Here is a 20,739-nt window from a genome sequence, read left to right on the forward strand (position 1 = left end):
AGGATTCCTCAGCGGAATCCTGTATTTTTATTTTATTGCTTTATATTCTTTTATCACACGAATGGTTTTTATTTCATCATCCTCAGGTCCTTGAACGGGTAATCCCGCTTCAAGGTTTTCTCGTATATAGTGAAGATTCTCTTTCGTAATGATCTCTCCTGGGATAAAGATAGGTATTCCTGGCGGATACACCATAATAAACTCGGCGATGATTCTACCCTCTGATTCCTCAAAAGGAATTACTTCTGTATCTGCATAAAATGCGTCACGTGGAGTTAACGCTAAGATTGGAATATCAGGAAGCAGGACCTGAATAGGTTCTAACTTTTCTTTACGGAGTTCTCTTTCCTCTGCCAGTTCTTTTAAGGCATTGACTAAAATATCCCCTTCATTTTCGGTATCGCCAAGTGTGATGATACAAAGTATGTTGTAAAGGTCAGACATTTCTACTTCAATATTATGCTTTTCTCTTAACCACTTTTCTACCTCATAACCTGTTAAACCTAATTCTTTAACTGAAATAATCAATTTGGTTGGATCATAATCAAATGTTGCCTTAGAACCTAATATTTCTTCTCCAATACAAACCAAATGATCAATTTCATTAATTCTTTTACGAATAGATTGAGCTAAGCTGATGGTCTTGTCAATCAACTCTTTTCCTCTGGTAGCTAACTGCTTTCTCGCAACATCAAGTGAAGCAAGTAATAAATAGGATGTTGATGTGGTAGTAAGCATGCTAAGGATCGATTGAACGTGTTTTGCAGATACTAGACCTTCTTTTACATTTAAAATTGAGCTTTGCGTCATTGACCCGCCTAGTTTGTGGACACTCGTTGCTGCCATATCAGCACCTGCCTGCATGGCTGATAGAGGCAATTCATCATGAAAATGAATATGCACCCCATGTGCTTCATCAACAAGGACAGGAACGTTATGTGAGTGTGCAATTTCAACAATTTTCTTTAAATCTGCAGATATCCCAAAATAAGTTGGATTAATGACTAGAACAGCTTTTGCATCCGGATGTTGTTTAAGTGCTTTTTCAACGGATTCGGTTGTAATACCATGTGATATACCTAAATCTTCATCAATTTCCGGGTGAATGAACACAGGAATTGCACCAGAGAAGACAATAGCTGACATAACAGATTTATGAACGTTTCTTGGTACAATGATCTTATCTTCTGGTCCACAAACAGCCATTATCATAGCAATAATAGCTCCGCTTGTTCCTTGAACTGAAAAAAAAGTTCTGTCTGCTCCGAAAGCCTCAGCAGCCAAATCTTGTGCTTGTTTTATCATACCTTTTGGCTGATGAAGATCGTCTAGTGGACCGATGTTAATTAAGTCTATTGACAAAGCGTTATCACCGATGAATTCCCTAAAATCAGGGTCAATTCCTACACCTTTTTTATGACCAGGGATATGAAATTGGATTGGATTTGTTTTTGCATGTTCTAATAAACCGCTAAATAACGGTGTCTGGTTTTGAGACAATTTATTTCCACACCTCTTTATATACAAAATGCTTTTATTTTAATACAAAACAAATGAATTATAGCACTAATATAAATGCTTGCAAAGATATTTATATTTTAGGCTGTGTTAAAGGATACTTTTTGATTTTTGGAACCTGTTGATTGGAGTGGAGGGGCGCTTGACTCCTGCGGGATGAACGAGCTGAGTGAGACCCCGCAGGTCGGAACGACCGAGGAGGCTCACGGGCGAGCCCGCGGATAGCATAGCGCCCTGGAGCGCAAATCAACAGCCTAGTCTAACACAGCCAAATTTAAAGTAAATCAGTTTTTGCAGTGTTACGTTAGTTTCTCAATAAAACAGGAAAATTAACCTTTGGAAGCGAAATATGAGTATAACAATAATTAGGAGGGATTACATTGAATTGGAATACTCGTATTACAGAAATACTTAATATTAAATATCCAATCATACAGGGAGGATTAGCTCATCTTGCTTATTCTGAATTGGCTGGTGCTGTTTCCAATGCCGGAGGACTGGGTCAAATAACAGCAATGTCACTAGATAATCCTGATCAACTTCGTGCTGAAATAAGAAAAGTCAGGGAGATAACTAATAAGCCATTCGGAGTAAATTACGCAATAGGCCAACATAATAGACCATTTGAGGAAATGCTTCAAGTAGCTATTGAAGAGGATGTGCCAGTTGTATCAATGACAGGAGGAAACCCTGCACCTATATTCAAACAGCTTGAAGGAACGTCTATTAAAAAGTTAGTTCTTGTAGCGGCTAGAAGGCAGGCGGAAAAGGCCGAAGAACTAGGAGCAGATGCTGTAATGGTGGTCGGTCAAGAGGGCGGCGGCCATCTTGGAAGAGATGATATTGGAACAATGGTATTAATTCCTCAAGTGGTTGATGCTGTATCCATTCCTGTAATTGCCTCTGGGGGAATTGGAGATGGCAGAGGATTAATGGCAGCGCTCAGCCTAGGTGCAGAAGGAATCGAAATGGGAACAAGATTTATCGCTACGAAGGAATGTGTTCATGCAACAGAACTTTACAAAAAAAGACTAGTTGAGGGTTCAGAAACTAATACTGTTGTTATCAAGCGTACTCTTGGAGCACCGGCTCGTGCCATTTCAAATAAGTGGACTGATAAAATAATAGCCATTGAGAAAGAAAATGGCACTTACGATCAATTAAAGGATTATATAAGCGGGCTGGCAAATAAGCGTTATATATACGATGGGGCAGAAGATGAGGGTTTTGCCTGGGCGGGTCAGGTTATGGGGCTCATCAAAGATATTCCAACAGTTGCAGAATTATTTAACCGAATGATTACGGATGCAGAACAAATTCGTGGAAAATGGGCAAAATAAAGGTATGATATACATATATTTTATGTAAGCAGGTGAAGACTTGGAATACCAATACCCTATTGATTACCATTGGACTACAGATGAAATCGTTGATGTCATTAAGTTCTATGAAGCCGTCGAAAGAGCCTATGAACAAGGGATTGATCGTGAAGAACTAATGAATAGTTACCGGAGGTTTAAAGAAATTGTACCAAGTAAATCGGAGGAAAAAACACTTTGCAGTGAATTTGAAGAAATGAGTGGTTATTCTTCCTATCGTACAATAAAAAGAGCTAAAGATGCCTCTCAAGGCGAAAGAATTTTGATGAAATAATGAAAAAAACTCCGAACTAGGTCCGGAGTTTTTTTATTTAATATTAAGAGCAATTTTATATAAAGGTGCCACTTTATTAAAAACATAATCCACAGTGTTTAGGAAGTCTTCTTCGCCCCATTTGAGTATGTCTTCCCGTTTAATCTCATATCCGCATAGTATTTCTGCCTTTTTCACCTGTTCGAGCCTTTCAAACATGCTTCTTAAGTCTTCCTTTGATAAAGTTCCATGCGGTATTGAATTTGTTTTTGTATGATCTAAGGACCAAACAAAGTCCTTTGGGATCTCTTTATAAATGTTGTTTAACTTTTTAGTAAATCTTTTCGCGAAATCTTGTTTTTGTGGTGCTTCATAAATGACAGCGAACCATATGAAAACATGGGTATTCCAAAGGCCTATTTGAAAATGAGGTAGCATTTTGTATCCACGCGGGTTATTTGCAAATGCAACCCATGTGTCTTTAGGCGGATTAATGGTTCTCCTTAAATGCTTGGCTACATGGACAGATAATTCATCCCCAGTGAGTGTTGTTAACACAGGTGCAAAATACTGTCCTAAACTTTCTAGTTTTGGACGTATTCTCTCCTTTAGTGCATCCATTCTTGCCTCTAAACCATCTATCTGAAAAACATCGAAATCTTCATTAGTGAAGTTTTTAAAGTCCATAGGGTACCTCCTTAGGCAGACATTTGTCATTTATTGTAGCATACTGGGGGATATTCTTGAAACGAAGTGCTTATATAGGTTAACGCACATATTTGTTGCAACCTTACAAGGTGGCTCATATTATATTACTAAAAATAGTCTGAAAAATTAAATAACAGTTGAAAGGAGTAAGCTTACATGAAACAATTAATGAATACTTCACTGAAAAAAGTCAGCGAAAAGGAAAGAATGGCATATTTACGATTAGAAATGGATTATGAGCTGGCAACATTATTTGAAGCTCTTGAAGAAAAGAACGAAAAAAAGATGAAGGAATGTAAACAAAAGCTAGAAAAAATCCGCCAAGAGTTATTAAAACTAAAAGCTCTTTGATAATTTGTTTTCAAAGGGGATACAATTTAGAATGAACATAAAGAAAATGATAATGAAATTCTAAAACGAACTCTGTAAAGGGAAAGAGAGTTCGTTTATTGTTTTGTCCATACCATTATTTGGGTCCTTAAAAGTTGAAGACATAACTAATTTTGATTAAGCTTAGTTTATAGTACATATGAGGGAGGGAAAATATGGACTGGGAATACATTGATCAAAAAGCCAAGCAATGGATAATGGAAGCTGGGGATAAAATTAGGCATTCTTTTTCCAAAACATTAAATATCCAAACCAAATCAAATCCCAATGATTTAGTAACAAATATAGATAAAGAAATTGAACAATTTTTTATCAATAAGATTAGAAGTACCTTTGAAAATCATAGGATATTTGGCGAAGAAGGGTTTGGCGATGAAGTTAGTAATCTTGATGGAGTGGTTTGGATTATTGACCCGATTGATGGGACGATGAATTTTATCCATCAACAGCGAAATTTCGCCATTTCCTTAGGTATATATGAGAATGGTATTGGTAAGGTCGGGATTATTTATGATGTTGCACATGGTGAATTATATCATGCCATTGATGGAAAGGGAGCGTTTATGAATGACACCCAGCTGCCTCGACTAGAAGAAGTGACGGTAAAAGAATCAATCATAGCATTAAATGCAACCTGGGTAATGGAAAACCATCGGATTGACCATAACCTCCTAATCCCGCTAGTTAAAGATGCCAGAGGTACCAGGTCATATGGAACTGCCGCACTGGAAATGGTATTTGTGGCAACAGGAAGAGTTGATGCATATATTTCAATGAGACTTTCACCTTGGGATGTTGCTGCGGGTGCTGTTATTATCAATGAACTAGGTGGAAGGGTAACCAACCTAAGAGGGAAAAAACTTGATTTCCTTTCAAAAGATTCACTGCTCGTCGCAAAACCAGGACTACACCAAGCTATAATAAATGAATATCTCAAAGAAGGTAATTGGTAAAAAAAAGAAGCCTGAAATGGCTTCTTTTTAGATTTGTCCGTTAGCTCTATATTTGGCCTTTGTTTTAAAACCGAACCCCATTATTAGTATCAGTGCAAGGATACTGCCAATTACACCCAATAAACTTTTTTCACCAATGGCAACGCCTATGCCCATAATACTCATGGCTGCAAGTATGGCATAAACCACAAATATCCATTTAATATGCTTCATTTTCTCCTATGTCCCCTTTGTAAAATAAATACATACCTATATTCTACATAAAATGCTTTTAGCTTTCCACCATTAATGTGGTATAATACTTTAGTTGTATATGGGAAACTATAAATAGCTTAAATTTTTTGAAATAGAGGCAGGAGTGAATTACTTGAAAATTAGAGAAGATATTCGCAATATAGCAATTATCGCACACGTTGACCACGGGAAAACAACCTTGGTTGATCAATTATTAAAGCAGTCAGGAACATTTCGATCAAATGAGCACGTTGAGGAACGCGCAATGGACTCAAATGATATTGAGAGAGAACGTGGAATAACGATTCTCGCTAAAAATACAGCTATCCAATATAAAGATACACGTATCAATATCTTGGATACACCAGGACATGCTGATTTTGGCGGCGAAGTTGAACGTATCATGAAAATGGTTGATGGTGTTCTCCTTGTTGTTGATGCCTATGAAGGAACCATGCCGCAAACTCGTTTCGTACTAAAAAAAGCATTAGAACAAAATTTAACACCAATCGTTGTCGTTAATAAAATTGACCGTGATTTTGCACGTCCGCTAGAAGTAATCGATGAAGTTATTGATTTGTTTATCGAACTAGATGCAAACGAAGATCAGCTTGAGTTCCCAGTAATCTTTGCTTCTGCAATCAATGGAACTGCCAGCACTGACCCTGAAAAACAGGATGAAAATATGCAATGTTTATATGACTCCATTGTTGAACACATTCCTGCACCAATTGATAATCGTGAAGAACCGCTGCAATTCCAAGTTGCACTTCTTGACTACAATGATTATGTAGGAAGAATCGGAATTGGCCGTGTTTTCCGCGGCACAATGAAGGTTGGACAACAAGTTGCATTAATGAAGATTGATGGTTCTGTAAAACAATTCCGTGTTACCAAAATCTTTGGTTTCTTTGGGTTAAAGCGCCAAGAAATTCAAGAAGCAGTAGCAGGAGACTTGATTGCTGTTTCTGGGATGGAAGATATCAATGTGGGCGAAACTGTTTGTCCGATTGAGCACCAAGAAGCATTACCAATTCTAAGAATAGATGAACCAACATTACAAATGACGTTTGTCGTAAATAACAGCCCGTTTGCAGGCCGAGAGGGTAAATACCTAACTTCTAGAAAGATTGAAGAAAGATTGCTCGCTCAACTCCAAACTGATGTAAGTTTACGTGTTGAAAATACAGATTCTCCGGATGCATGGATTGTTTCAGGTCGTGGTGAGCTGCATTTATCGATCTTAATTGAAAACATGCGACGTGAAGGATATGAGCTCCAAGTTTCTAAACCTGAGGTTATTGTAAGAGAAATAGATGGTGTTCGTTGTGAGCCAATTGAAAGAGTTCAAATTGATGTACCTGAAGAGCATACAGGTTCCGTAATGGAATCCATTGGTGCCCGTAAAGGTGAAATGATTGATATGATTAATAATGGATCCGGTCAAGTCCGCTTAATTTTTAATGTTCCAGCACGAGGTTTAATTGGTTATACAACTGAGTTTTTAACGATGACCCGTGGATATGGAATTATCAATCACACATTTGACAGCTACCAGCCAATGGTTCAAGGACAAGTTGGCGGAAGACGCCAAGGCGTTCTAGTGTCTATGGAATCAGGTAAAGCTTCGACTTATGGCATCATGCAAGTAGAGGATCGCGGGACAATCTTTGTTGAACCTGGAACAGAAATCTATGAAGGTATGATTGTTGGAGAACACACACGTGAAAATGACCTTACTGTTAATATTACAAAGGTGAAACAAGCAACGAATATTCGTTCTGCTAATAAGGATCAAACATCGGTCATTAAAAAGCCGAGAATTATGACTCTTGAAGAAGCATTAGAATACCTAAACGAAGATGAATACTGTGAGGTTACTCCTGAATCTATTCGTTTGCGTAAGAAGATTCTTGATAAGAATGAACGTGAAAAAATGGCGAAAAAGAAAAAATACGCAGAATTAAGTTAAGTTCTCTTCGGGGGAGGTAATAAATGTGAATATAGCGGATAGGCTTTCTTTTTTTCCAGCCCTCTATAATGTAACCGAACATCCAAAAATGGGAATGTGGCTGCTTTATTTTACCATTGTCGCACTGTCCATTCTGGTATATAAACTGGGCTTTGCTCAGAAGCTTCCATTAGGAAAATCAATTGTAATTTATATTTTCTTAGCCGCTGGATGTACGATTCTGACTGCGCTGGGGATATTCTTGCCGATAACAGAGGGGCTGGTTGTGGCAGCTTTAATCCTAATCATATACAAAATTCGCTTGCGCCAGTCAAAAAAACAGCAAGTTGAGGCAAAGTAACGGGGGATATTTACATGAGATCGATACAGGATGCACTCTACAATTGGTTATCGATAAAGGTTGTTTGTGACGCTCGTCCTCTGGATACTGCAGCAAGAGAAACATTAGACCTTTTTGATGATATAATAAAGAATGAGCAACATTTAACAAACATAGAAGTCACAACAGATGAAGTGATGTATTATGTTTCCTTTACTCATGAGGGTGAATCGAAGAAGACGCGATTCCCTCGTGATCTGATTGAGGTAATGCTTAAGCAAATTAACCAAGAGCCGGATAAATATTGTAACTTTCCATTTGAAGATGAATAAAAAAAACAAGCCAATTCCGTAATGGAATTGGCTTGTTTTTTTTACCAATCGTCCTTTTCAGACTGTGCACGATAAAATCTGAAGTTGCCTGTATCAATTCTAGCTTTTGTTTTATCGGAAATCCTGCTGCTGCAGTCTTCGCACATATATGTATGGATAGGACGATTACGAAGACGTTTGGCGATAAAAGACTCATCTTCGATCGATTCAATTTTGTCGCAGATTACACATTTTACTCTCATAAAGCACCTCAGGTCCATTCTAGTCTTACTTTTCTTATACATAGTATATCACGCAAGTAGGATGACAAGTAAATCTATTGTGATTAAGTTGCTGAAAAAAACAGATAATAGTACTATGAGAATGTCTGTTTTTTTGTCTTAGTATTTAGGAAATGAATGAAGGGGTTGTAAGTATGCCAAATCAAGTAGAACCAAGGCTCATAAGTCCATTATATGATGAGCTGCAGAAAGAAAGGTTTGTAACGTTAGCTACAGTAGATCATGAAACAGGTGGTCCAAATGTCAGCGCGATCTCTTGGATTTTAGCAAAGGACGAAGAAACAATCTATTTTGCTGTAGATAATAAATCTAGAATTATTCAAAACATCACACAAAATAATAAAGTTGTCATTAATTTAATTGCTAATGAATCTACATATTCCATACAAGGTGAAGCATTATTGAAGGAAGAGCGGCTGCAGGACATTCCTTTAAAGCTGGCATTAATCGAAATTCGGATTCACGAGGTTAGGGACGTAATGTTTTATGGGTCAAAAATTGTCACAGAACCACAGTATGATAAAACATATGACAAAAATGCAGCTGCACGATTAGATAACCAGGTAATGGAAGCCATGAAAAAAGCTTAGTCGTTGACTAAGCTTTTTTTTAATGAGAAGAGGGTATACGTTTTTACTGTGCTTTTGTGCATTTTTATTTATAATGTTTGGATTCTTCTTGCTGTTTATCCTCTAAACTTTTCTTCTCGTTTTCCTCTAGCTTTTTCTTTGGTTCTTCCGGTGCATTTTTAGGATTTGGGTCTATCATATCTCCTGGGATTTCAGGCATTAGTCTGCCTGCCACGTCGGCTAGTTCTTCCATTATCCCTTGTATCGGTCTGCCTTTTTCGATATCGGCAGCAATTTCTTTGAGACGTTGATTGGTATCGGCATCAGCCACTACGATTGCACGTGCACCGTATGGGTCCTTCTTCAGACTCTCAGCAACTGAGTATTTTATAGAGCCCACTTGGGATCGTTCAATCTTTGAATTTACATCAATCCCAACAATAGCGTATCTGCCAATCACTACCGCAGTTGCATCATGAACATTAGGAATACTAGTCGCAAGTTCAACTAATCGTTTGGAAATCTCTTGACCAGTTTTCCTGTCCACATCTTCTATATAGCTGTTCTTTACGTTAACTAATGATTGCTTTTCATTATTTTGAGCATTGTTACTATTGTTGTTACAGGCTGCAAGGAAGAGTATTATACTGGTAAATATGAAAAGCTTCTTCATAACAAAATCCACCTCCAGATAGAGTTGTATAACCTTGTTCGGTAAAACAATCGAAAGTTGTTATACTCAACTTACATTTATTGTGCGGAAATCCTTCTATCTTTATTCGAACAAACATATATTTTACCAAAGTCCTATCTAGCAATAGGTTTGTAAGGAACGGATTAGCAAACCAATCAACTAGAAAAAGTGGAGGCGTCGCTTTGAGTAAAATATACGTGTTAGATACAAACGTCTTATTACAAGACCCGTATTCCATATTCTCATTCGAAGATAATGAAGTAGTCATTCCCGCAGTTGTCCTTGAAGAGGTGGACTCAAAGAAAAGGTACATGGATGAAATAGGGAGAAATGCCCGGCATGTATCCAAATTGATTGATGAATTGCGTCAAGCAGGTAAGCTTCATGAAAAAATCCCTCTTGAAAATGGTGGAACAATTAGAATCGAGCTTAATCATCGTGCTTTTCATGAATTACAAGAAATTTTTGTGGAAAAAACAAATGACAATCGAATTCTGGCCGTGGCAAAAAATTTATCAACAGAAGAGCAGCAAAAGGAAGATGGCAAGCCAGTGATCCTTGTTAGTAAAGATACATTAGTCAGGGTAAAGGCAGACGCTATTGGATTAACTGCAGAAGATTTTTTAAGTGACAGGGTGGTCGAGATTGACCATATCTACACAGGGTTTTTGGAGGTTTATTTATCTGTAGAATTACTGGGTTCGTTTTATGAAAAAGGGGAGTTACCATTAACTGAAATTGGAAAGTATTCATTTTATCCAAATCAATACTTAATCATGAAAGATGCTCTAGGAGGATCTGCATCAGCATTAGGGATGGTGGATAAAACAAGAAAAAAGGTTAAGAAGCTTGCTATTAATCAGGAACATGTATGGGGAATTCACCCCAGAAATGTACAGCAAACGATGGCAATAGAACTGCTCCTTCGTAAGGATATCCCGCTAATTACCTTAATAGGTAAAGCAGGAACAGGTAAAACCTTATTGGCATTGGCATCCGGACTCATGCAGACAGAGGATTTTAGAGAGTTTAAAAAGCTTTTAGTAGCCAGGCCGATTGTACCTGTTGGTAAGGATTTAGGGTATTTACCGGGTGAAAAGCAAGAAAAACTTAGGCCATGGATGCAGCCGATATTCGATAATCTTGAATACCTTTTTAATACTAAAAAACCTGGAGAATTAGACGCCATTCTTGCGGGAATGGGGTCGATAGAGGTAGAGGCTTTAACGTATATCAGAGGGAGAAGTCTGCCGAAACAATTTATTATCATTGATGAAGCCCAAAATTTAACAAAACATGAAGTAAAAACAATTCTGACACGTGTGGGGGAGGGCAGCAAAATTGTGTTAATGGGTGACCCTGAACAAATAGACCATCCATATCTCGATGCCTACAATAATGGTCTAACCTATGTAGTGGAACGATTTAAAGATCAGGTTATTTCCGGACATGTTAAACTCTTAAAAGGTGAGCGGTCTGGATTAGCGAGGCTGGCAGCCGATTTGCTGTAATCTAGGAAGAGTACGAATAGGATAAAAGGCTTAAACGGGTACCAAAATGGCACCCGTTGTTTATTATTTAATCGTAAATTCTCTAACATTTTTTATTGGCTTTGATAAATTAGAGCCATCACCGAAATATACATGGACAGGTCCATCGTCAGATAGAGGTTTTCCTGCATCGGAAAAACCTAATATAATATCTTTTGCCTTATCAAGCGGTATCTCGTGTTCTGTTGTTGCTGTTTTTATGGTTAAAACTGCAGCATCTTCATCAAGTTCTGCATTTTTTAAAAAAGGAAGGATAGGTATACCGAAACTGCCTGTTAATACCTTTTCTTTCTCGTATTTCTTCTCCGTTTTTAATGTTGGCGGGTAAACAGCACCCTCTATGATTTCGCGGTCCCAATGTTTAGATATTGATTTAGTATACTCCTCAAGTTCATTGGCGGCTTCAACGGTATTAGAGAAGTATGTAGTCAAATCAACCTTTCGATCATCAAATATCCAAACGGAGGGATCGAGTGTGATCGAGTACTTTACCTTCCCCGATAGTACAATTATATTTTCCATCTTTCATTCCTCCCGTTCTTTCTATTAAAGTATATCGTGAAATAGAATGAATGTCATATATGTAATATGAAGGAACAACATGCAAATCGTTATTGTTCTTGCATTTTTCTGTGGTAAAAGGTAAAATTTATAGATAAGTTGGGTTATCGCTCTGAAATGGGGGGATCAATGTTGGCGTCTGAAATGATAGTGAATCATCAGGAAAAAGCCTATGCCTTGTTACAGGCAGACGCTGAAAAAATATTAAAGCTTATTAAGGTGCAAATGGAAAATCTCACGATGCCTCAATGCCCTCTTTATGAAGAGGTATTGGATACACAAATGTTTGGTTTATCAAGAGAGATAGAATTTGCAGTTAGATTAGGCTTAATTGAAGTTAAGGATGGCAAAGCGATACTAGATAAATTAGAAAGAGAATTATCTGCGCTTCACGAAGCATCCCTTAGAAAATAGCTGAAAAACTCAAACAATGATGATGTGTTGTTTGAGTTTTTTATTAGCTATAATTTTTTTCAGAATATTCTCATTCGAAAGATTGGAGTAATGTAACTTTTCCTCAACTAATTCACTCAGTTTTCTATTATAATAGCAATATCCACTATTTTAAAAACGAGGAAGTTATAACATGTTAAAAAAAATATTGAAATCCTACGATTATTCACTAATCATTGCCATCATTCTTTTATCTTTGTTTGGTTTGGTAATGGTATATAGTGCAAGTATGGCCTCCAGTGTCCAAAGATACGGGGTTGAAAGTGATTATTTCTATCAAAAGCAAAAGCTTTATTTATTTGCATCAGGTTTTATTTTTATTTTAATCGCGCTTTTTCCTTATAAAATAATGAAAAGTACAAAATTTTTACTGCCAATGGTCGGTTTATCGATCCTAGGCCTTGTTGGACTTTTTGCATTTGGACAAGTTAGAGGGAACGCTCAAAGCTGGTATGACTTTGGATTTATTAGTATTCAGCCCGCAGAGTTTGTGAAAATCTCGCTTATTATTTATTTGTCAGCTGTTTATTCAAAGAAACAGGCGTATATTAACAAATTTAACCATGGCGTACTTCCGCCATTAGCCTACTTAGTCATTGTACTTGGCTTGATTGCCTTCCAGCCTGATTTTGGTACAGCGCTCATTATTGGTTTGATAGCTGGTACCATTATTATTTCTTCAGGTATGAACATCAAAACGATTACAAAATTAGTATTGCTTGGAATGATTCTTTTATCACCCGTTATTTTAGTTCTGCAGGATGAAATCTTTTCTGAGAAACGTTTGGAACGTTTTCAGGTATTAAATAATCCCTTCGAAGATGAACAAGATTCTGGGTTTCATCTAGCAAACTCCTATATAGCGATTGGTTCTGGGGGGGTTAATGGCTTAGGTTTAGGAAAAAGTGTTCAAAAGTTAGGGTATTTACCTGAATCACACACTGATTTTATTATGGCGGTGATTGCAGAAGAGCTGGGAGTATGGGGAGTCAGCTTTGTAATTATTACACTAACATATATTGTATTAAGGGGAATTTATCTTGGCCTTCGTTGTAAAGACCCTTTTGGAAGCTTATTGGCTATTGGGATATCGAGTATGATTGGAATTCAGTCTTTTATCAACCTTGCAGGTGTTTCGGGGGTTATGCCGTTAACAGGTGTCCCTTTACCGTTTGTGAGTTACGGAGGGTCTTCACTTTTACAATTAGCTATAGCAGCAGGTATTCTGGTGAATGTATCAATGTTTGTTAGATACGAAAATAAATATAAACATCAGCACCAAGAAAAAGAGAGCAGTCATCAAGATGGAAATGTATATCAATTTAGAACATAGCGCTGGGAAAATTGTATTTCCTTGCGCTTTTATTCAAACCATGATGAGGGGTGCAAAAATTGACAGGACAAATTAATAAAGTACTAGTTGCAAACAGAGGAGAAATTGCTATTCGGGTTTTTAGAGCTTGTACGGAATTAAATATTAAAACCGTAGCCATTTATTCAAGGGAAGATGCTGGAGCTTATCATCGTTATAAAGCGGATGAGGCCTACTTAGTTGGTGAAGGCAAGAAACCAATCGATGCCTACCTGGATATTGATGGGATCATTGAAATTGCCAAATTTAGCGGAGCAAATGCGATTCATCCAGGATATGGATTTTTATCAGAAAACATTCATTTTGCAAGGCGTTGTGAAGAAGAAGGTATTATATTTATTGGACCGACATCAAGCCATCTTGATATGTTCGGTGACAAAGTCAAGGCAAGGAAACAAGCGGAAATAGCAGGTATCCCAGTAATTCCTGGGAGTGACGGCCCTGTTCAAAACATCGAAGAAGTGCAGGAATTTACAGCCCATTATGGTTATCCGATAATTATTAAAGCGGCACTCGGCGGCGGCGGTCGTGGAATGCGGATTGTGAGAAACCATGAGGAAATAGAAGAAGCATATGACCGCGCCAAATCGGAAGCCAAAGCAGCTTTTGGAAGTGACGAAGTATACCTCGAAAAATTAATTGAGAGACCAAAACATATAGAGGTACAAATATTTGGAGATAAAAAGGGGAACATTGTCCATTTGTATGATCGCGATTGTTCGGTACAGCGCCGTCATCAAAAGGTTGTAGAAGTTGCCCCAAGTGTATCCATTTCTGATGCATTACGTGAGAAAATATGTACTGCAGCTGTAAAGTTAATGAAAAATGTAGCTTACTTAAATGCAGGGACAGTTGAATTCCTTGTTTCGGGCCAGGATTTTTATTTCATAGAGGTAAATCCAAGAATTCAGGTTGAACATACTGTAACGGAAATGGTAACAGGTATTGATATAGTACATACGCAAATCTTAGTGGCGGAAGGTCAGGAGTTACATAGTCCAATTGTCGGAATCCCACCGCAAGAAGAGATTAAGATTAATGGTTTTGCTATCCAATCGCGTGTTACAACAGAAGATCCGCTTAATAATTTTATGCCTGACACCGGGAAAATTGTTGTCTATCGCTCTGGAGGAGGCTTTGGCGTCCGTCTTGATGCCGGGAATGGGTTTCAAGGTGCTGTAATCACACCTTATTATGATTCGTTACTTGTGAAGCTTTCTACATGGGCATTAACCTTTGAACAAGCGGCATCAAAAATGGTCCGGAATCTTAGAGAGTTTAGAATTCGCGGAATAAAAACCAATATTCCTTTTCTAGAGAATGTTGTAAGACATGAGAAATTTAGAAGAGGGGAATATGATACCTCTTTTATAGATTCAACTCCGGAGTTATTTGTTTTTCCTGTAAGTAAGGACCGCGGAACCAAAATGCTTACCTATATTGGGACCGTGACGGTTAATGGTTTCCCAGGTGTGGAAAAGAAGAAAAGACCTGTCTTCTCGAAACCGCGAGTGCCTAAACTAAGCTATGATTTTCCTTATCAGGACGGAACGAAACAAATTCTCGATCAAAATGGTGCAGAAGGGCTCGTTAGCTGGATAAAGAGTCAGAATAAAGTCCTATTAACGGATACCACCTTTAGAGACGCCCACCAATCGTTATTAGCTACAAGAGTAAGAACAACCGATTTTTTGCATATAGCTGAACCAACAGCAAAGCTAATGCCTAACTTGTTTTCACTTGAGATGTGGGGGGGAGCAACTTTTGATGTGGCCTACCGCTTCTTAAAAGAAGATCCATGGGAAAGATTGCGCAGCCTTCGCGAAAAAATTCCGAATGTTCTGTTTCAAATGTTGATTCGCGGTTCTAATGCTGTGGGTTATAAAAATTATCCTGATAATCTTATCCGTGAATTTGTTAGAAAGTCTGCTGAAGAAGGAATTGACGTATTCAGAGTTTTTGACAGCCTAAACTGGGTACCGGGAATGGAAGTTGCCATAGAAGCTGTACGGGACAGCGGGAAAATTGCCGAAGCAGCAATTTGTTATACAGGTGATATCCTAGACCCAGCAAGAGTAAAATATAACCTCAATTATTATAAGTCTCTAGCAAAAGAACTAGAAAATCGAGGGGCACATATTTTGGGTATTAAGGATATGGCTGGCTTACTAAAACCCGAAGCAGCGTATCAGCTTATATCTGAATTAAAAGCGACTGTCGATATTCCGATTCACCTTCATACACATGATACAAGCGGAAATGGTATCTTCACCTATGCTCGTGCAATTGACGGCGGTGTAGACATTGTGGATACAGCACTTAGTTCGATGGCAGGGCTGACTTCACAGCCGAGTGCGAATTCTCTTTATTACGCATTAGAAGGTAAAGATAGGAAACCGAATGTCAATATTAATGCATTAGAGCAGCTTTCCTATTATTGGGAAGATGTTAGAAAGTATTATCACGATTTTGAAAGTGGAATGGTGGCGCCGCATTCAGAAGTTTACCAGCATGAGATGCCAGGAGGTCAATATAGTAATCTCCAACAGCAGGCTAAGGGTGTGGGGCTTGGTGATCAGTGGGATGAAGTCAAAGAAATGTATACAAGAGTCAACCATATGTTTGGGGATATCGTAAAAGTTACCCCATCCTCTAAAGTTGTAGGGGATATGGCACTTTTTATGGTTCAAAATAATTTATCAGAAGCAGATGTTCTAAATCAAGGGGACTCCATCGATTTCCCAGATTCAGTAGTTGAATTATTTCAGGGCTATCTTGGCCAGCCGCATTTAGGATTCCCTGAAAAACTGCAAAGCGTAATATTAAAAGGGAAAAAGCCGGTGGAGGTACGTCCTGGGGAGTTACTCCCTGAGGTGGACTTTTCAGAATTAAAGAAAGAGTTAAGTGTAGATGCAGGACGAAATCTATCGGACCTTGATTTAATTTCGTATGCTCTTTATCCAAAAGTCTTTAAAGAGTATTTAAAAACGGTTGATCTTTATGGAAATATATCATTCTTAGATACACCTACTTTCCTTTATGGTCTCAGACTAGGGGAAGAAATAGAAGTTGAGATTGAAACAGGTAAAACACTTATAGTAAAACTTGTTTCAATTGGTCAGCCCCAGGCAGACGGTACACGAATTGTTTACTTCGAATTAAATGGCCAGCCTCGTGAAGTTAATATTAAAGATGAAAGTATTAAAGCTGCTGTTTTATCTAGATTAAAAGCAGACCCTAAGAATGAAACACATATTTCGGCCACTATGCCTGGAACTGTTGTCAAAGTATTAGTGGAAAAAGGGGAGAGAGTAGAGAGGGGAGACCATCTCCTAATTACGGAGGCTATGAAAATGGAAACAACCGTTCAAGCTCCTTTTTCAGGGATAATAAAAGAAATTTACGTAAAAAATGAGGAAGCCATTCAAACGGGAGATCTACTTCTTGAATTAGAGAAATAATTAAAAGAAAAAGTTGCCAAGGATGATTCCTGGCAACTTTTTTTACTGTTTCTTCCGTGACCTTGATAGTAAAAAGAGAAAATAACTTAGGACACCAAATAAACAGGTTATAAATAAAGCATGCAATAGAGCAATAAAGAGATTTAGCTGGGTGAAAATAACTAGAGCTCCTGATAATACTTGGAGCGATACTAAGGTAAAAGCAGTAATCCAACCCCAATAAATAACTTTTTGCTGACGATAGTGTTTAACGGCTAAATAAGTAACATATCCAATCCAAATGAAAATTAGACCTGCCGCAGCACGATGCCCCATCTGAACCCATTCATATAAGTTAGTTGGCAGTGCAGGACTGTCATTGATACATAATGGCCAATCACGGCAAACCAAACTTGAGTTGGTATGTCGGACTAAGGCGCCTGTATAGATAACAAAATAGCTATATATGGATATAGAGACAATATGAAAACTCATTCGCTTGTCAATAATGAGCTTATCTGCATCAAACTTTTTATCGATTTCAAAGATTAATAATGTAAGCAAAAGAACAGCGGCAAAAGAAATTAGTGATATTCCAAAGTGCAGCGCAAGAATAAAGTCAGACTGTTCCCATATTACAGCTGCCGCTCCAATTAAGCCCTGTAATAGTAAAAAGAAAAAAGATAGAAAGGATAAAAATTTCGTCTCTCTAATATGCCCGATTACTTTCCAAGTCCAAATAGATAATATGAGTACTAAAAAACCAACTGCACCAGATACAAGTCTGTGAGCGAGTTCAATAACTAATTCAGGCGTTATGTCCGTTGGCACGAACTCCCCATTACATAAAGGCCACGATCTCCCGCACCCCATACCTGATTCTGTCTTTGTTACCAGTGCGCCCCCAAGTAAAACCAATATCATTCCAATAGTAGTTGCCACAGCTAACCACTTTAAAGAACGTCGCAAACAATCACCTTCTTAAATAAATGTCTAATAAATTTTTGTTCAATATTTTGTAAGTATAATGTTTTGGAATATCAAGCGATAAAAGTACTACCTTATCATATCGAAAACATAAGAAAAAGAACAGAATTAAAACTTAAAATTTTTTGTATAACTTTTTACAAATTGGATTCAAGATAACTTTAAGTTTTAACTATTATTATAGTGAAAACTATTGATAAATGGGTAAGTGTCTGTTAGAAATATAAAAGTAGGTTAAATTAATCTTATATATAACAACGTTAATATTGCTTTTGATATCTATAACACAAAGAAAATATTTGGATTTTGCTTAAATTAGAGTGTATTTTATTATCTAAAGATTCTAATATATAGTATAATGGTTATTAAATACCAGCGGACACAATTTAGACAAAAATTATTCAAAAAAAATTCACAAAAATACATGAAAATGTGATTTAATATACAGAGAAAGTGTTCCTTAAATAACAATATTATAAAATAATAATAGCTTTTAAATAACTATTATAATTTGGTAAAGTTATCTATCGGGATTATAATAATAATTACAACATACTTAGGAGGGGGAAAGATGCCAAATTCAAAGGCATACGGTGAAGCAACGTTAGAGAATGGTTCAACGGGTCTTAATTCACATATGGCAAAGAGCACTATGTGGAAAGATTTTATGGCACTCATAAAGATTGGGATTGTAAATTCAAATCTTATTACAACTTTTACTGGCATTTGGCTGGCGCTGCATTTTAGCGGTCAAAGTTTTCTAGGAAACATCGATATAGTTTTATTTACCGTAATTGGTTCCTCCTTAATTATTGCGGGTTCATGCAGTATAAATAATTTCATCGATCGTGATATCGATCCATTAATGGAAAGAACAAAATCCAGACCTACGGTTACGGGGAAAATAGAACCTGCGAAGGTATTGGCACTGGGTATTATTTTAATTGCTTTAGGAACAATTTTTCTATTGTTTACTACGATGACTGCAACAGTGATAGGACTGCTTGGGGTTTTTAGTTATGTTGTCCTCTACTCCTTATGGTCAAAGCGTCAATTAGTTTCTAATACAATCATTGGCAGTATAAGTGGTGCAGTACCGCCGCTTATTGGATGGGCTAGTGTAGATGGAAACCTTGATATGATGGCATGGGCGCTATTTATTATTATGTTTATTTGGCAGCCGCCTCATTTTTATGCTCTTGCGATGAGAAGGGTAGAAGAATATAGAGCTGCAGGGATCCCGATGCTACCAGTAGTAAAGGGATTTAAAACAACTAAGAAACACATCTTAATATGGGTCGCTGCACTGCTTCCGACACCTATATTACTTACTTCATTAGGAATCCCATTTCTAATTTTGGCCAGCGTGTTGAATATTGGCTGGCTTGTATTAGGGATTTATGGATATAAGATCAAAGATGATATTAAGTGGGCGAAATTGATGTTTGTGTATTCATTGCAATATTTAACAATTATCTTTGTTGCAATGGTCATTGTTACATTAGTTTAGCTGGGATGTTCTTTCTTAAAAAAGGGGAATATAAGTACTCTTAGTTGTAATAGAAACCTTTGGAGGCACAAGAAACCTATTTGCCTCCGTGTTTCTTTTAACGTTTTGGAAAGAATGTTACTACATACATTTTTGATCACAGATAATTTAAGAAATCATTTAGCGAAAGAGGGGTATGATTTAGCTATGAAAAGGCTTGCAAAATGGCGTTTAATTTCGATATTTGCGATTCTTTCGCTTATCCTTTCAGGATGCGGCGAACCGTTTCTATCGACATTAAGGCCTGCTGGTGAAGTTGCAGACATTCAATATGATCTGATGAAACTTAGTACATTGATTATGGTAGGGGTAATTATAGTTGTAATGGTAATCTTCTTTATCGTTTTGATTAAGTTCAGACGGAAAGATGAAAGAATTCCTAAACAGGTAGAGGGAAGTCACAAACTAGAAATTATTTGGACAGTTATACCTATTTTATTACTATTGCTATTAGCAGTTCCAACGGTTTCTGCTACATTTAAGCTAGCTGATGTATCACCAATGGATAAGAAAGACTCTGATGCATTGGTCATCAATGTACGTTCCAATTTATATTGGTGGGAATTTGAATATCCTGGGCAAGGGATTATTACTGGTCAAGATTTAGTTGTACCAACAGATGAGAAGGTATATTTTAATTTAATATCCTCAGATGTTAAACACTCTTTCTGGGTTCCGGCAGTCGGCGGTAAGCTTGATACTAATACCGAGAATGTAAATAAATTCTGGTTAGAGTTCGACAGTGCTAAAGCAGATGAAGCTGCAAATCTGTTCTATGGTAAGTGCGCAGAGCTTTGTGGACCATCACATGCATTAATGGACTTTAAAGTAAAAACAATGAACAGAGATGACTTTGACAACTGGGTTACTGATATGAAAGATGTTGAAGAACCAATGGTAGCAGAATCTGAAAGTGCTCAACGTGGTCAAGAAATATTTAATAAAAGCTGTATAGGCTGTCATGCTGTTACACCTGGAAACTCAACACCACCAGAAGCAAGACGTGCACCGAATTTAACAAACTTTGGAGAACGTTCACGTATAGCAGGTGTGTTGGATCATACGGAAGATGACCTAAAGAACTGGCTAAAGGATCCTGAAAAATACAAGCCAGGAAACTTAATGACAGGCAGTTATTCATTAACAGATGAACAGATTAATGATGTAGCAGAATATTTAATGGGATTAAAGGTTCAGGAATAATAGGGGAATTGGTAGAAAGGGA

21 protein-coding genes are annotated in these 20,739 nt (G+C 37.4%); 14 read left to right on the plus strand and 7 right to left on the minus strand.

Going from position 1 to position 20,739, the window contains the following annotated elements:
• Positions 1-27: 27 nt before the first annotated feature.
• Positions 28-1,500, minus strand: a complete 1,473-nt coding sequence (locus SFC47_RS02025; protein ID WP_411252601.1) for an aminotransferase class I/II-fold pyridoxal phosphate-dependent enzyme — start codon at positions 1,498-1,500, stop codon at positions 28-30.
• A gap of 398 nt (positions 1,501-1,898) precedes the next feature.
• Here SFC47_RS02025 and SFC47_RS02030 point away from each other — a divergent pair, with 398 nt between their 5' ends.
• Together SFC47_RS02030 and SFC47_RS02035 are read left to right on the plus strand one after the other, a co-directional pair.
• Complete coding sequence (locus tag SFC47_RS02030; RefSeq protein ID WP_411252602.1) at positions 1,899-2,858, plus strand: NAD(P)H-dependent flavin oxidoreductase; 960 nt, start codon at positions 1,899-1,901, stop codon at positions 2,856-2,858.
• 40 nt (positions 2,859-2,898) lie between these two features.
• A complete protein-coding gene (locus SFC47_RS02035) occupies positions 2,899-3,171 on the plus strand; it encodes a UPF0223 family protein (RefSeq protein ID WP_411252603.1) in 273 nt (90 codons plus the stop codon).
• Between the two features lie 33 nt (positions 3,172-3,204).
• Here SFC47_RS02035 and SFC47_RS02040 read toward each other — a convergent pair whose 3' ends face one another.
• On the minus strand, positions 3,205-3,837 hold the full coding sequence (locus SFC47_RS02040) for a YktB family protein (protein ID WP_411252604.1): 633 nt from the start codon (positions 3,835-3,837) through the stop codon (positions 3,205-3,207).
• Between the two features lie 177 nt (positions 3,838-4,014).
• Between SFC47_RS02040 and SFC47_RS02045 the strand changes: the two genes are divergently transcribed.
• Both SFC47_RS02045 and SFC47_RS02050 read left to right on the plus strand, forming a co-directional pair.
• The gene (locus SFC47_RS02045) at positions 4,015-4,209 is read left to right on the plus strand and encodes a hypothetical protein (protein ID WP_411252605.1); all 195 of its coding nucleotides are present in this window, start codon (positions 4,015-4,017) and stop codon (positions 4,207-4,209) included.
• Positions 4,210-4,403: 194 nt separating this feature from the next.
• Complete coding sequence (locus tag SFC47_RS02050; protein WP_411252606.1) at positions 4,404-5,201, plus strand: inositol monophosphatase family protein; 798 nt, start codon at positions 4,404-4,406, stop codon at positions 5,199-5,201.
• A 27-nt stretch (positions 5,202-5,228) separates the two neighbouring features.
• On the opposite strand, the gene SFC47_RS02055 is transcribed toward SFC47_RS02050, so the two are convergent.
• Entirely contained in the window at positions 5,229-5,414 is a 186-nt protein-coding gene (locus tag SFC47_RS02055; RefSeq protein ID WP_411252607.1) for a YlaF family protein, read from the minus strand.
• Between the two features lie 154 nt (positions 5,415-5,568).
• On the opposite strand from SFC47_RS02055, the gene typA reads away from it, so the two are divergent.
• The 3 genes from typA to SFC47_RS02070 all read left to right on the plus strand — a co-directional run bounded on the left by typA (position 5,569) and on the right by SFC47_RS02070 (position 8,058).
• On the plus strand, positions 5,569-7,407 hold the full coding sequence (gene typA / locus SFC47_RS02060) for a translational GTPase TypA (RefSeq protein ID WP_411252608.1): 1,839 nt from the start codon (positions 5,569-5,571) through the stop codon (positions 7,405-7,407).
• A gap of 88 nt (positions 7,408-7,495) precedes the next feature.
• On the plus strand, positions 7,496-7,747 hold the full coding sequence (locus SFC47_RS02065) for a YlaH-like family protein (RefSeq protein WP_411253600.1): 252 nt from the start codon (positions 7,496-7,498) through the stop codon (positions 7,745-7,747).
• Between the two features lie 14 nt (positions 7,748-7,761).
• Positions 7,762-8,058 (plus strand): hypothetical protein, encoded by a 297-nt coding sequence (locus SFC47_RS02070; protein WP_411252609.1) that lies wholly within the window; start codon positions 7,762-7,764, stop codon positions 8,056-8,058.
• Positions 8,059-8,099: 41 nt separating this feature from the next.
• Here SFC47_RS02070 and SFC47_RS02075 read toward each other — a convergent pair whose 3' ends face one another.
• The gene (locus SFC47_RS02075; RefSeq protein WP_411252610.1) at positions 8,100-8,300 is read right to left on the minus strand and encodes a YlaI family protein; all 201 of its coding nucleotides are present in this window, start codon (positions 8,298-8,300) and stop codon (positions 8,100-8,102) included.
• Between the two features lie 173 nt (positions 8,301-8,473).
• Here SFC47_RS02075 and SFC47_RS02080 point away from each other — a divergent pair, with 173 nt between their 5' ends.
• Positions 8,474-8,929, plus strand: a complete 456-nt coding sequence (locus SFC47_RS02080; RefSeq protein ID WP_411252611.1) for a pyridoxamine 5'-phosphate oxidase family protein — start codon at positions 8,474-8,476, stop codon at positions 8,927-8,929.
• 64 nt (positions 8,930-8,993) lie between these two features.
• Here the strand turns inward: SFC47_RS02080 and SFC47_RS02085 are convergent, their stop codons facing one another.
• Positions 8,994-9,581: a YhcN/YlaJ family sporulation lipoprotein gene (locus SFC47_RS02085; protein WP_411252612.1), complete on the minus strand. Its 588-nt coding sequence runs from the start codon at positions 9,579-9,581 to the stop codon at positions 8,994-8,996.
• A gap of 203 nt (positions 9,582-9,784) precedes the next feature.
• Here SFC47_RS02085 and SFC47_RS02090 point away from each other — a divergent pair, with 203 nt between their 5' ends.
• Positions 9,785-11,113, plus strand: coding sequence for a PhoH family protein (locus tag SFC47_RS02090; protein ID WP_411252613.1), 1,329 nt, complete (start codon positions 9,785-9,787; stop codon positions 11,111-11,113).
• A gap of 63 nt (positions 11,114-11,176) precedes the next feature.
• Here SFC47_RS02090 and SFC47_RS02095 read toward each other — a convergent pair whose 3' ends face one another.
• Positions 11,177-11,674, minus strand: coding sequence for a peptidyl-prolyl cis-trans isomerase (locus tag SFC47_RS02095; RefSeq protein WP_411252614.1), 498 nt, complete (start codon positions 11,672-11,674; stop codon positions 11,177-11,179).
• A gap of 171 nt (positions 11,675-11,845) precedes the next feature.
• Here SFC47_RS02095 and SFC47_RS02100 point away from each other — a divergent pair, with 171 nt between their 5' ends.
• The 3 genes from SFC47_RS02100 (at position 11,846) to pyc (ending at position 16,999) form a co-directional block, all read left to right on the plus strand.
• A complete protein-coding gene (locus SFC47_RS02100; RefSeq protein WP_095247795.1) occupies positions 11,846-12,127 on the plus strand; it encodes an Fpa/YlaN family protein in 282 nt (93 codons plus the stop codon).
• Positions 12,128-12,299: 172 nt separating this feature from the next.
• The gene (locus SFC47_RS02105; protein WP_411252615.1) at positions 12,300-13,499 is read left to right on the plus strand and encodes an FtsW/RodA/SpoVE family cell cycle protein; all 1,200 of its coding nucleotides are present in this window, start codon (positions 12,300-12,302) and stop codon (positions 13,497-13,499) included.
• A 59-nt stretch (positions 13,500-13,558) separates the two neighbouring features.
• A complete protein-coding gene (gene pyc / locus SFC47_RS02110) occupies positions 13,559-16,999 on the plus strand; it encodes a pyruvate carboxylase (RefSeq protein ID WP_411252616.1) in 3,441 nt (1,146 codons plus the stop codon).
• 42 nt (positions 17,000-17,041) lie between these two features.
• Here the strand turns inward: pyc and SFC47_RS02115 are convergent, their stop codons facing one another.
• Positions 17,042-17,947, minus strand: coding sequence for a COX15/CtaA family protein (locus SFC47_RS02115; RefSeq protein ID WP_411252617.1), 906 nt, complete (start codon positions 17,945-17,947; stop codon positions 17,042-17,044).
• A 589-nt stretch (positions 17,948-18,536) separates the two neighbouring features.
• Here SFC47_RS02115 and cyoE point away from each other — a divergent pair.
• Positions 18,537-19,475, plus strand: coding sequence for a heme o synthase (gene cyoE, locus SFC47_RS02120; RefSeq protein WP_411252618.1), 939 nt, complete (start codon positions 18,537-18,539; stop codon positions 19,473-19,475).
• A 186-nt stretch (positions 19,476-19,661) separates the two neighbouring features.
• A complete protein-coding gene (gene coxB / locus SFC47_RS02125) occupies positions 19,662-20,717 on the plus strand; it encodes a cytochrome c oxidase subunit II (RefSeq protein WP_411252619.1) in 1,056 nt (351 codons plus the stop codon).
• The last annotated feature ends 22 nt before the right edge of the window (positions 20,718-20,739 follow it).

The organism is Neobacillus niacini (assembly GCF_046591715.1).
GTDB lineage: Bacteria > Bacillota > Bacilli > Bacillales > Cytobacillaceae > Neobacillus > Neobacillus niacini_L.